The sequence below is a fragment of the Pseudomonas sp. TTU2014-080ASC genome, assembly GCF_001446935.1.
Taxonomy (GTDB): domain Bacteria; phylum Pseudomonadota; class Gammaproteobacteria; order Pseudomonadales; family Pseudomonadaceae; genus Aquipseudomonas.
The window spans coordinates 125,197-138,291 of sequence record NZ_LKKK01000002.1; the positions used below are offsets into that span (position 1 = coordinate 125,197).

Consider the following 13,095-nt stretch of genomic DNA (forward strand, 5'->3'; position numbering starts at 1 on the left):
TCCCAGAATCTGCAGTAAGAGCGCCGGAGAAGTCCGACTGACCTATTAGTGGATATCACTCCAATAGATATTAAGCCTGCACATAAGGTGCCCGAAGACGATCCAGCACTCGCCCCACGGTGGGTCATCTGCTATGCAGAGTTGCCCACCTCACAAAACAGTGCCTGGTCAGCCCTGCCTATTTCTCCGGCTTGTAGCCCAGGCGGATGCCGCCCCAATGCCGGCCTTTGACCGTAATCGGCACCGACAGATCGTGCATCAGCTCGCCGGTGTCGCGGGTGTAGGTTTGCAACAACAGCGGCTGCTGATGGCTGCCGCAGCGAATGCCGGTGCGGTCGTTGAACAGGCGCTTACCCCGGCTGCGGGCGGTATCCACCGTGCGGTCGCCGGTTGGCGGGTGGTTAAAAGCCCGGTTGTGGGTCGGCACGTAGCCTTCTGCCGTCGTAGCGATGGCGAATACCAGCCCCTCATGCTGTTGCAGTAACGGCTCCTGGATGCCCGGCAGAACATGATCGGCGTAGTCATCGAAGCGCGTCTTGAACTTGGGCGGGAAAGTGTTGGGAATCGGCTGGTAATTGCGGTCAAACAGGTCACCCAGGCTGATGCGACCGTTCTCCACATCACACTCGAACTGCTCGCTGATCTGCTGTGCCGCTGTGCGGGCAAGGTCATAGACACGCTGGTGGTAGTCATCCAGCTTAACCCCGGCCAACTGCTCACTGACGCTCTCAGCCAGCTCGACCAGACGATCCGAGGAACTGCTCAACTGGCGGGTCTGCACTTCGCTGTCACTAACATCGCTGCGCAGCTGTCCGACTGCCACAGACAGCTCAGCCAGACGCTCATGATTGTGGCGGGTACCGCTATCGATCTGGCCAACCTGCGCAGCCACATCTTCAGCCAAGGTGGCGATGCCTTGAAGCTGTTCGCCAGTACGCTCGACCTGCTCGGCAGCCTGCGTCAGTTGTTCAGCCTGACGCTGCATATGCTCGACCACGGCACCACTTTGCTGGCGGATATCGTTAACGATCTGGGCGACTTCTTCGGTGGCGCTGCTGGTACGTCCCGCCAAGTTACGCACTTCATCCGCCACCACGGCAAAGCCACGGCCCATCTCACCAGCACGGGCAGCCTCAATGGCAGCGTTAAGGGCCAACAGGTTGGTCTGGCTGGCGATGGACTGAATCACCTGAGTGACCGTTTCAATCTGCTCGGTGCGGGTGCTTAGCCCGTCAATCAACTCACGGCTGGTTGCAGTCTGCGCACTGAGCTGCTGCATGGCGGTGATGGCTTCGCGCAAATCTTGCTGACCGCTGATACTGCTCTGGCGGACATTTTGCGCAGCGCCCAACGTCTGCTCTGCAAGCAGGGCGTTTTCGTGTTCGGTGTGGGTGATAGCTTCGGCGGCTTGGTTGATCTGCTCTGTCGCGCCCAGCTGTGATTGCAAACGCCCACTGAGTTGCAGGGCGGCGTGGGCGACTTCTGCCGCAGCCAACGCGTTGTGACAGGTGTGCCGGGATAAATTCTGGCTCAGCTCGTTAAAGGCATGTTGTGCATCTGCACCCGCAGATTGGGACGCCTGATCCTGACGTTGCCACGGACCCAGCCAAGGCCATAGCGCCAATAACAAAAATGAAGGCAGGCTGATAAACCAGGGCACGGCAACCGTATGATACAGCAGGGCCAACCCGGCAAGCCCCACAGCATGCAGCAGGCAGGCCTTGGGGTAGGTGACAAACGCAGAGCGCATGACAAACCTCATTATTATTGTTCTGTGCTGCTCGTTACGCTCAGGGCTCGCGCCTGTGGAAACGGAATGCAGTGATGATGGTGAGCGCGTAGCACCGAAAACCTGTGCAGGTGATCGGCTGCTGTCAGCAATTCTATAGTCCATCGCGGTGTCGCTCTTTGCGGCCAAATCGGGCAGAGAGCTGATTCGAGCATTCACCACACCGCCCGACCATGACACTTTAGTCGAGCCATAGCGCTACATAAGTAGCGAAAGCTCAGTCGTGCTCAGAGACGGTGACGACGCACAAACGTCTCATCACGCCAGCGCTTCCAGCGGCCATAGAGCGGCCCGTTGGCGGTGTAACCGCGCCATTCGAACATGGCCCCGTCATCGCCGGTATCAAGCAAGGTCAGGCGCTGTTTACCCGGTCTGTATGGTTTTAAAGGCAAACCACGCAGCGCAGCATTGAGGTTATTCGTCAGAACCGCAGCCTGCTCCACAGCCCGCACAGCATTCTTACGAACCCCGCTGAGGCTGGCGCAATCACCTACGGCGAATACAGGCGGATGGGTATAGCTTTGCAGGGTCGGAGCGACCAGCACGTAGCCTCTTTCGTCACAACCTAAGCCACTCAACGCGAGCCACGGTAACGCCTTGAGACCGCTGGCCAGAATCAGACGGGAACCACTCCAGACGTGCTCTTTTTCGCTATACAGGTCGCGCTCCTGTATGCGCGTTACCGGGCAGTCCTCACGCACATACACCCCGCGCATACGCAACTGCCCCAGCGCACGTAAACGCAGCGCCGGGGACTGCCGTTCAAGCAGATGCCCCGAGCACATCAGCATCAGTTGCGGCACTTGCTCAGCCAGGGCGAAGGCCAGCTCAACACCCGCCACGCCGGCACCGATGATCCCCAGCGGCTTGGGATCAGCCTGCCATTGTTGCCAGGTGTTGATAAAGGTATCGAAAGGCTTAACCGCTACCACCTGCATGGCATCGCCGGTTTGTTCGGGCGCTTTATTCTGTGCCCCGACATTCAGCGACAGCCACTTACCGCGCAGGGTGCAGCCATCGTCCAGCTGCACTTGCTGCTGGGCAGCGGAAAGGCTTTGTAACGGACTGACGATCAGATCGACCTTGGCCGCACGACACAGCGATTGCAGATCAATCTGCGCATCGGCGGCGCTGGCGCGGCCCGCAACAACGGCAGGGATCAACCCTGCATACCAGGCAAACGGGCTGGATGAAATCAACGCAATGCGCCCCGGTGGACGCTCAACCACAGCCCAGCGCCGCAATACACCGAGGTGTGCGTGACCGGCACCAATCAGCAAAAGATCATATTCAGTCAAACAGGTCATCCGTGGGCAGCACAGAACATGCTGCCCATGGTAATGACATACGCCGCCAGAAAGGAACCACCCACAACGTACCCGGTTCGTTTACCGGCGGTTACTGAATCAGCTTGGCACAGTGATGTGTTTGATCTGCTGGAACGCCGCCAATCCCCACGGCCCCAGCTCGCGGCCAATCCCACTGGCCTTGCCGCCGCCCCAGGAGGTCTGTGGATAAACCACCTGCATGGAATTGATCCACACATGCCCGGCTTCCAGCGCATTGGCTACACGCATGGCACGTTGTGCGTCGGCACTGACCACGGTGCCAGCCAGGGCAAAGGCACAGTCGTTGGCCTGACGCAGCGCATCGGCCTCATCGCTAAAGCGACGGGCGCACAACACCGGGCCGAAGATTTCTTCGTTCCACAGGCGGCTATCTGCAGGCACATCGGCATACAGGGTCGGCGCAACAAACCAACCTGCGCCAGACAAGGCTTGGCCACCTGTGCGGCAGTCCAGACCTTCCTGCTCAGCGATGGCGAAATACTCCTGCACCTTGTTCAGTTGCACCTGGCTGGTCATCGGCCCCATCTCGCAACCGTCTGCATCCGGTGCCGCAACCTTGAGGTTATGCATGGCCACCGCCAAACGATCCAGCAGCGCATCGGCAATCTCGTCCTGCACCAGCAGGCGCGAAGTGGCCGAGCACATTTGCCCGGCGTTCCAGCAAATACCGCCGATGATCCATTCCACCGCCTGATCCAGATCGGCGTCGGCAAATACCACAATCGGTGATTTACCACCCAGTTCCAGACTGACCGGCAGCGTGCGTTCGGCTGCTGCTTGCATCACCCTGCGCCCCACGGCATTGCTGCCGGTGAAAGAGACTTTGACGATCTGCGGATGGGTTGTCATGGCTGCGCCGACATCCGCCGCGCCGGGCAAGATATTCAGCACACCAGCAGGCAAGCCGATGGCCTGGGCCATTTCGCCCAGGGTCAGCTCGATCAGCGGCGTCAGCTCGGACGGCTTGAGCAACACACAGCAACCCGCGGCCAATGCCGGAGCGATCTTCCAGGCGCTGGTCACCAGCGGGAAGTTCCACGGCACGATCAAACTGACCACGCCCACCGGCTCGCGGCGGGCGTAAGAGCGGAAGGCGTCATCCGGCAGCGGCACTTCGGCGTTCTGCGCGGCATCCAGAGCGTCGGCCTGTTCAGCGTAATAAGCGAAGGTGGCGATGGCGTCGCCGATATCCACTTCAGCCTCATGCCGGGGTTTGCCACTGTTGCGCATTTGCAGGCTGATCAGCTCTTCACTGCGGGCACCGATCTGCTCGGCAAAGCCGCGCAGGTACACCGCACGCTGGCGGCCACTGAGCAGGCTCCATGCAGGGAAGGCCGCCTGTGCGGCCTGCACGGCACGGTCCACATCCGCTGGTGCGGCACAGGCCACGCTGGCGATCTGCTCGGCAGTTGCCGGGTTATACACAGGCAGTTGCGTACTGATGCTGGAAGCGCACCAGTCGCCATTGATAAACAGTTGGGAAGACATAGACGGAGACCTGCAAAAGCCAGCCCGAGCGGGCTGGCTTGACGTTACTTACGGATGGAAAGGCGCCTGCTCAAGCACCTCGATAATCAGCGGGCGATCCTGCGGCGCGTTGCGCAGCAGCTCCTGCAAATGCTGATGGTCGCGGGCACGTTCCGCTTCACAACCAAAGCCGCGGGCAATCGCGAGCAGATCAGGCGTGTAGATGTCCACACCCAGCGGGGTGATATCGCGGCGCTCCATGTAGCGTTTGATTTCGCCGTAGCCGCTGTTATTCCACAGCAACACGATGACGCCGACTTTGGCCTCAACCGCACTGGCCAACTCAGGCAAGGTGAACTGAATACCACCGTCGCCCATCAGGCTGATCACCGGGCGCGAAGGCTCGGCCAGCTTGGCACCAATCGCCGCCGGCAGGCCGTAACCCAAGGTGCCGTAACCGGTGGAGGCGTTGAACCAACGACGCGCTCCATCCATCTCGACCAGATGATTTCCGCTGTAAACGGTTTGCGTGGAATCACCGACAAAGCGCACATCTGGCAACGCATCAAGGATGCAATCGAACAGCTGGCGATAGTGCGTCCAGCCGGCGAAATCTTCGGCCAGCTGTTGCTGTACCGCTGCCGTACGTTGCACACCAAGGCCGTTCGGGTTGATGTCCTGCGGGCCCAGTTCGGCCAGCAACATGCGCATGGCCAAACGGGCATCGCCCTGAATCGCCAGATGCGGGGTGAAATTGCGCTGCAATTGCTGGCCGTCGATGTCGATACGAATCAGGCGGCCGGGCAGTTTGAAGTTGCCATCGAACACCACGTCGTAATCGGTTTCGCCCAGTTCAGTGCCAATCGCCAGCACCACATCCGCCTCCAGCGCCAGCTCACGCACCGGCACCAGCGACTGGTTACTGCCCAGCAGCAGCGGGTGGCCACCCGGCAGCAAACCTTTGGCATTGATGGTCAGGGCCGTTGGTGCATCCAGCGCAGCCGCCAGCGCACGGGCTTCGGACTCAGCCGCCACACAGCCACCGCCGAGCAACAACAGAGGCCGCTTGGCCTGCTTAAGCAGATCAGCCGCTTCACGGATCAACGTGCGATTCGGTGCCGGACGACGCACCGTCGGCTTGGGCGCCAACTGCATGTGCGAGGCATCGGCGGTGATGATGTCCAGCGGCAACTCGATATGCACCGGACGCGGACGCTCACCTTCAAACACGGTAAAGGCACGGGCCAACACCGCTGGCAGCTCTTCCACGCTCATCAGGGTATGGCTGAACGCGGAAACACCGGCGACCATCGCACGTTGGTTGGGCAGCTCATGCAGATAGCCTTTGCCCAAGCCGAGGCGCTCGCGCTCGTTGACGCTGGAAATCACCAGCATGGGAATCGAATCAGCGTAAGCCTGCCCCATCGCCGTGAGGATGTTGGTCATCCCGGGGCCAGTGATGATGAAGCAGACACCGGGCTTGCCCGTGACCCGCGCGTAACCGTCTGCCATAAAGCCTGCGCCCTGTTCGTGGCGCGGTGTGATGTGGCGGATGCGGCTTTCAGGCAGGCCGCGATACAGCTCCACCGTATGAACGCCGGGGATACCGAATGCGGTATCAACGCCCCAGGCCTGTAATTGCTGAACCAGAAACTCGCCGCATGTGCTCATGCAGTCACCTCCCTATTGAGTAAAAAGGCACCGCCATCAGGCGGTGCCATCCATTCAGGCTGTATGCGCGACGGGGGATTTGCGCGGAGACAACAGGCTGATCAGGACAAAACTGGTAACGCTCAGGGCCAGCCCCCAATAGATCGGGGTGTTGGCGTCCAGGCCATCGATAACCATGAACACCATCGCGCCGATGCTGCCCAGCGCCATGCTGACGATGGCTGCGAAGGTGGTTGCACGCTTCCAGTACACCGCACCCAGCAGCGGGATCAGCATGCCGCCCACCAGCAGGTTGTAGGCCATGGTCAGGGCACTGATCACATCGCTGACCACCAGTGCGATACCCAGCACCAGCACACCCAGCAGCAGGGTGAAGATACGGTTTACGTGCACGCCTTCATCGCTCTGCTTGCCACTGACCAGCGGCCACAGGTCTTGTGCTGCTGTGGTGGAGGCAGCCAGCAGGCCGGCGCTGGCAGTCGACATCAGCGCAGCCAGAGCCGCTGCAACCACCAGACCACGGATACCGTCCGGCAGGCTGGTCTGCACAATGCTGGCAAACGCGTCGTTGGCGTTGGCCAGATCCGGCAGCAGCACCTTAGCCGCCATGCCGATCAGTACCATGGCCAGACCGTAGAGCACACAGTAGATACCGGCAGTTGTACCGGCCACGCGGGCAACGGTCTCGCTGCGGGCGGTGAACACACGCTGCCAGATGTCCTGACCGATGAAGATGCCGAAGAAGTAGATCAGGAAGTAGGTGATGATGGTGTCCCAGCCGATCGCGGTGAAGTCGAACGCGCTGGCCGGCAGCGCCGCTACCAATGCATCCCAACCGCCGGCATCACTGATCGACAGTGGCATCAGTACGAAGACCAGGCCGATAGTCATGATCAGGAACTGCACGATGTCAGTCAGGGTCAGCGACCACATGCCGCCGATAGTGGAATACAGCACCACGATACCGCCGCCGAGTAGCACACACACCCAGAACGGTAGGCCCAGCAGCACACTCATCACGCTGCCCATACCGATGATGGACGTCGCACCGATCATCAGCGCATACACCAGCATGATCGCAGCGCTGGAATGGCGGGCAGTCGGGTTATAGCGACGCTCCAGCACTTGGGTCACGGTGTACACCTTCAGGCGCATCAGCGGCTTAGCCAGCAGCAAGCTGATACCGATGATGCCCAGCCCCAGCGCGGCACACAGCCAGATGCCGGAGACGCCATGGACATAACCCAAACGGACCGAGCCGATGGTGGAGGCACCGCCAAGCACGGTGGCCGCCATGGTGCCGGTATAGAACACCGGGCCCAGATTACGCCCGGCAACCAGATAATCTTCGCGGGTTTTAGCGCGGCGCATGCCGTACCAACCCAGCGCTAACATGGCAGCTACATAAAGCAAAATAACAATCAGGTCCGTGACCATGACAAATACCTCTTATTTTTGTAGAACATCTGCACTCAGTCGCATTGCATCTGAGTGCAGTGGCCGGGTCTGAGATCCGGCCACTTTCGTTTTTACCGGCTATTTCTCACACGCGACCACAGCGCACCCTTCGGGCCAAACACCGCAGCCGGCTCCGGGAACACACGCAACAACAGCAGATACAGTGCACAAGCCATGCCCATGGTCAGCGGCAGGCTGATATCAATCCCGCCAACCGACTCACCGAATGGGCCAACAAACTGTCCCGGCAGGTTGACGAAGCACAGGCCCACGGCTGCACTTGGAATCCAGGCGATCATGGCGCGCCAGTTCCAGCCATTGCTGAACCAGTAACGACCACCGCGCTCACCGCGGGTGAACACCTGCAAGTCATGGGAATCGTAGAAACCACGGCGGTCGAGCAGGCCGATGATCATGATCACAATCCACGGCGTGGTGCAGGTCACGATCAGCACGGCAAAGGTCGATACGCTCTGCACCAGATCCGCGACAAAGCGGCCGATAAAGATGAACGCAATCGCCGCCAGACCGATCAGCATCGTCGCCCGCACACGGCTCAGCACGCGCGGGAACATGCTCGACATATCCAACCCGGTGCCATACAGCGCCGTGGTGCCGGTGGACATGCCACCAATCACCGCCAGCAGGCACACCGGCAGGAAGTACCAGGCCGGAGAGATACTCAGCAAGCCACCGACATAGTTGTTCTGCTCGACATACTGCGGCGCCTGTACCGCCACGATGGTGGCCGTAGCCAGACCAAAGATGAACGGGATCAGCGTCGCGATCTGCGCGCCGAACACCGCCCCCATGATGCGCAGCTTGGAGGTTTCACGCGGGATATAACGCGACCAGTCGCCGAGGAATGCCCCGAAGGAAACAGGGTTACTCATGGCGATCAGCGCAGCGCCGAGGAACGAAGCCCAGAAGCCTGCATCGTCCATGCTGATGCTGCCGGCGTAGTCAAAATCGAATGCACCGGCGAAGGCAAAAATACCCAGCAGGAACAGCGCACTGGCACTGACTACAGCGATCTTGTTGACCCACAGCATGAAGCGGAAGCCATAGATACACACCGCCAGCACCAGCACAGCAAACAGGCCATAGGCAAAGCCCAAGGTCAGGTTGCTCTCCGGCAGGCCGAACAGGCGATGAGCACCGCCCACCAGCGCATCACCGGAACTCCACACTGAAAGCGAGAAGAACGCGACCGCCGTCAGCAGCGACAGGAATGAACCAACGATCCGGCCATGCACACCAAAGTGAGCGCTGGACGAAACCGCGTTGTTGGTGCCATTCAGCGCACCGAAGATGCCCATCGGCGCCAGAATCAGCGCACCGACTACCACACCCAGCAAGATGGCCATCAGGCCAGCCTGAAAGGACAGCCCGAATAGCACCGGGAAACTCCCCAGCACCGCCGTCGCAAAGGTATTGGCACCACCAAACACCAGCCTGAACAGATCAAGCGGCTTGGCATGCCGCTCGCTGGCCGGAATCTCCTCGATCCCGAACGTCTCAACCCGCGTTATCGGCTTAGCATTGTCAGCGTCACGCATGCTTTCTCTCCCGAGCCGCTCCTCCCGAGAAAATGGAACTTCATGAGCGGCTCTTTGTTGTTTTTATGGTCGGCTTATGGGGTGAATCAGCGTTTCTGCACGCCAGGCAGAACGCAGAGCATTTCGTACAGCAGGTTGGCACCGAGCAACGAGGTGTTGCCGGTGGTGTCGTAAGGCGGGGACACCTCAACCAGGTCGCAACCAATCAGGTCCAGACCTTCACAGCCACGGATGATTTCCATGCCCTGAATGGTGGTCAGGCCGCCGATTTCCGGGGTGCCGGTGCCCGGAGCCCAGGCTGGATCGATGCCGTCGATGTCGAAAGACAGGTAAACCGGGCCGCCGCCGACTTTCTCGCGCACTTCAGCCATCAGTGGTTCCAGCGACTTGTGCCAGCACTCTTCAGCCTGCACCACACGGAAGCCCTGCTTGCGGCTCCAGTTGAAGTCTTCAGCGGTGTAGCCCTGAGCACGCAGGCCGATCTGTACCACGCGGTCGCAGTCCAGCAGGCCTTCTTCCACAGCGCGGCGGAAGGTGGTGCCGTGGGCGATTTTCTCGCCGAACATGTGGTCGTTAACGTCGGCGTGAGCATCGACGTGAACCAGACCGATCTTGCCGTACTTCTTGTGCAGGGCACGCAGGATCGGCAGGGTGATGGTGTGGTCACCGCCCAAGGTCAGAGGCTTGATGCCCTGCTCGGCAATCACGTCATACGCTTCTTCGATGATGCGTACGGCTTCGAGCATATTGAAGGTGTTGATGGCTACGTCACCGATATCAGCCACATTCAGCGACTCGAACGGCGCAGCGCCGGTGGCCATGTTGTACGGGCGGATCATCACGGATTGAGCGCGGATTTCACGCGGGCCGAAGCGGGTGCCGGAGCGCAGGGATGTGCCGATATCCAGCGGAATGCCGACAAATGCAGCGTCGAGTTTGCGCCGCTCTTCATCGCTCTGGATATGGGGCAAACGCATCATGGTGGCGATGCCGCCGAAACGGGGCATTTCATTGCCGCCCAGGGGTTGGTGCAGGATCTTGTCCATGGGTGGGCCTCACGGTTAGTTATGGTTGTGGATTGATTCTTGGTCAGGACAAATTCGGGAAGAATCGCCAATACCAAATATTTAGTTCATGAATTTATGAAGTATCGCTGTGTTGCCCCATTCAGAGAGGCGTGTTCCAGAACGGTTGCACCTAATCAGGCAGGCCGGTAAAACTGACCTTGATGCCGGGTTGCACCCGTGTACTGCGGGATTTATGGATGAATTTAACGGACCGTGAGGTGCCTTCACCGAAGTTAAGACGACCTCACGGAAGCAAAGCTTTAATCCTCCTGACGACTGAAAAAGCGCCGCTTTATTCAGCGCTTTCCAAACCGATGAAACGACGAACGCGCTCGTTATCACCCTGACGAATCGCTTCCGGCGCAGCATCCAACTGCACATAGCCGCCTTCCATGAAGATCACCCGGTCAGAGATCGACATGGCGAAGTCCATTTCATGGGTCACGATCAGCATGGTCATGCCTTCGCGGGCCAGATCACGGATCACGTTAAGCACATCGCCTACCAACTCCGGATCAAGCGCTGAAGTTGGTTCGTCGAAGAGCATGATGTCTGGCTTCATCGCCAACGCCCGGGCAATCGCCACGCGCTGCTGCTGACCACCGGAAAGCTGGTGCGGATACTTGTCGGCATGAGCCAGCAGGCCCACCTTGTCGAGCAATGCCAGCGCCTGTTGGCGCAGGCTGACGCTGTCGCCAAGACCGTGATAACGGGGCGCCATGACCACGTTTTCAAGAATGGTGCGATGCGGAAACAGGTTGAAGCCCTGGAACACCATACCGATACGCAGGATGCCAGCGCGCTGGCGGTTGTTATCCGGGCGGTCACCGGCCTGAATAAAGCTCTCACCGAACAGCACGATTTCGCCCTGATCAATCGACTCCAGGCCATTGATGGTGCGGATCAGCGAGGTCTTGCCGGAACCTGATGGGCCGATGATGGAAATCACTTCACCCGAACGCACAGTCAGATCAATGCCCTTGAGCACCTGATGACTGCCGTAACTCTTGGTGATGCCATTAAGGCGCAGGGCATCCGGCGCACCGGTCTGTTCCGCTTGCTTCGGGCTGCTGGTGACCTGCGGCAGGGTGCTGCGCAAGTTCTCAACCAGCGCCACATCCAGTGTCTCCGGTTTGCGTCGGGAAATATCCAGATAGCGCTCCAGGTACTGCAAGCCCCAACCAAACAGGCTGACGATCAGCACGTAATAAACCGCCACGGCACCTAGGGTTTCCAGTACCAGAAAGTTTTGTGCATACAGGCGCTGGCCGACCATCAACAGTTCGGTCAGTGCAATCACTGACACCAGTGAGGTCAGCTTAACGATGGTCACGTATTCATTGGTCAGCGTCGGCAGTGCGATACGCAGTGCTTGTGGCACTACGATCAACCGCTGCGTACCCAAGGTGCGGATACCCAGCGCGCGGGCGGCTTCACGTTGACCCTTGGCCACGGAAATCAGACCGCCACGATGAATTTCAGCCATGTACGCTGCCTCGGTCAAAACCAAGGCCAGCAGACCGGCATAAAACGGATTGGACAGAATCGCCCCGCTGCCCGGCAGCAGTTGCGGCAAGTTATAGACGAAAATCAACAGCACCAGCAGCGGTACGCTGCGGAAGAACCACACATAAACAGAGGCCGGAGCGCTGTACCAACGGCTGGATGACTGTTTTGCGCTGGCCAGTGCAAAACCCAGAATCAGGCCGATAATCCAGGCCAGACTGCTGAGCTTCACTACGGTCCAGCTGGCGGCCCAGAAAGCCGGCATGGAAAACAGTGAAAAAAAGTAGCTCCATTCGAATTGCATACGCGTCACCTCATGCTTTCAGGCCGCCATCCCTGGCCACCAGTTGAACGCCGCCTAGTCAACTGAGAGCTTGCGCTGCTCGTCTGCGGCGTTCATTACGGGTCTTATCAGGCTTCTTCCAGGTTGTACTTCTTCAGCAGCTCGGCGTATTCGCCGCTGGCTTTGAACTCATCCAGCGCTTTCTGCAGGCCGTCGAGCAGTTGCTGGTTGCCCTTCTTCACATAGATACCCAGCACTTGCGGGTAGATCGCCGCCGGAGAGCTGATGACGATGCGGCCACGGGCCTTATCCACAATCATCTTGGAGGCCGCATCAATTTCCACATGCGCCTGAATGTGGCCGGACAGCAGTGCTTGAGAGGCTTCCGAGGTGGTCGGGTATTCATTCACCTTGATTGCACCGGCGCCTTTTTCTGCGCAGTAGCCCGCAGACAGATCATTCAGCTTTTTGATCCAGGTGGTGCCCTGTTGCATGCCCACTGTCTTGCCGCACAGGTCTTCCGGAACCGCTGGTTTATCAGTGGCGTCGCCGCGCACCATGATCGCCGCACCGGTCTGCGCATATGGGATCGCATCAGCCTGCTCCAGACGCTCAGGCAGGATGTACATGCCTGAGATGATGGTGTCGTAACGGTTGGCGTTCAGGCCCAGCACCAGGTTAGGGAAACGGGTGTCGTTGAAAGTCGCTTCAAGGCCCATGCGCTTGGCCAGCGCCGCCGACACTTCCGGATCGAAGCCTTTAACTTCTTCGCCTTCGTAGTATTCGAACGGCGGATAAGAGATTTCCATGCCGACTTTCAGCTCGTTAGCGCTGATGGTTTTCACCTCAGCAGCCTGAGCAGTACCGAACTGCACAAGGCCTGCAACAACGCAGGAGGCCAGAGTGGTGTTTCGAATGATTGTGTTGAGTTTCATTGTTGTTATCT

Annotated in this window: 9 protein-coding genes; all 9 read right to left on the reverse strand. The window is 59.4% G+C overall.

Translation table 11 applies throughout. From position 1 onward, the window contains the following. Positions 1 to 178: 178 nt before the first annotated feature. Complete coding sequence (locus AO726_RS06160) at positions 179 to 1,894, reverse strand: methyl-accepting chemotaxis protein (protein WP_446737413.1); 1,716 nt, start codon at positions 1,892 to 1,894, stop codon at positions 179 to 181. Between the two features lie 122 nt (positions 1,895 to 2,016). Further along, entirely contained in the window at positions 2,017 to 3,096 is a 1,080-nt protein-coding gene (locus AO726_RS06165) for an FAD-dependent oxidoreductase (RefSeq protein ID WP_058067204.1), read from the reverse strand. Between the two features lie 99 nt (positions 3,097 to 3,195). After that, positions 3,196 to 4,626: an aldehyde dehydrogenase family protein gene (locus AO726_RS06170; RefSeq protein WP_058067205.1), complete on the reverse strand. Its 1,431-nt coding sequence runs from the start codon at positions 4,624 to 4,626 to the stop codon at positions 3,196 to 3,198. A gap of 48 nt (positions 4,627 to 4,674) precedes the next feature. Next, positions 4,675 to 6,276 (reverse strand): 5-guanidino-2-oxopentanoate decarboxylase, encoded by a 1,602-nt coding sequence (locus tag AO726_RS06175; protein ID WP_058067206.1) that lies wholly within the window; start codon positions 6,274 to 6,276, stop codon positions 4,675 to 4,677. A gap of 54 nt (positions 6,277 to 6,330) precedes the next feature. After that, entirely contained in the window at positions 6,331 to 7,713 is a 1,383-nt protein-coding gene (locus AO726_RS06180) for a sodium:solute symporter (protein WP_058067207.1), read from the reverse strand. A 92-nt stretch (positions 7,714 to 7,805) separates the two neighbouring features. After that, complete coding sequence (locus AO726_RS06185) at positions 7,806 to 9,293, reverse strand: purine-cytosine permease family protein (protein WP_058067208.1); 1,488 nt, start codon at positions 9,291 to 9,293, stop codon at positions 7,806 to 7,808. A gap of 86 nt (positions 9,294 to 9,379) precedes the next feature. Beyond that, positions 9,380 to 10,339, reverse strand: a complete 960-nt coding sequence (gene speB, locus AO726_RS06190) for an agmatinase (protein ID WP_058067209.1) — start codon at positions 10,337 to 10,339, stop codon at positions 9,380 to 9,382. A gap of 313 nt (positions 10,340 to 10,652) precedes the next feature. Then, entirely contained in the window at positions 10,653 to 12,170 is a 1,518-nt protein-coding gene (locus AO726_RS06195) for an amino acid ABC transporter permease/ATP-binding protein (RefSeq protein ID WP_058067210.1), read from the reverse strand. A gap of 107 nt (positions 12,171 to 12,277) precedes the next feature. Then, the gene (locus tag AO726_RS06200) at positions 12,278 to 13,084 is read right to left on the reverse strand and encodes an ABC transporter substrate-binding protein (protein WP_058067211.1); all 807 of its coding nucleotides are present in this window, start codon (positions 13,082 to 13,084) and stop codon (positions 12,278 to 12,280) included. Positions 13,085 to 13,095 lie beyond the last annotated feature (11 nt).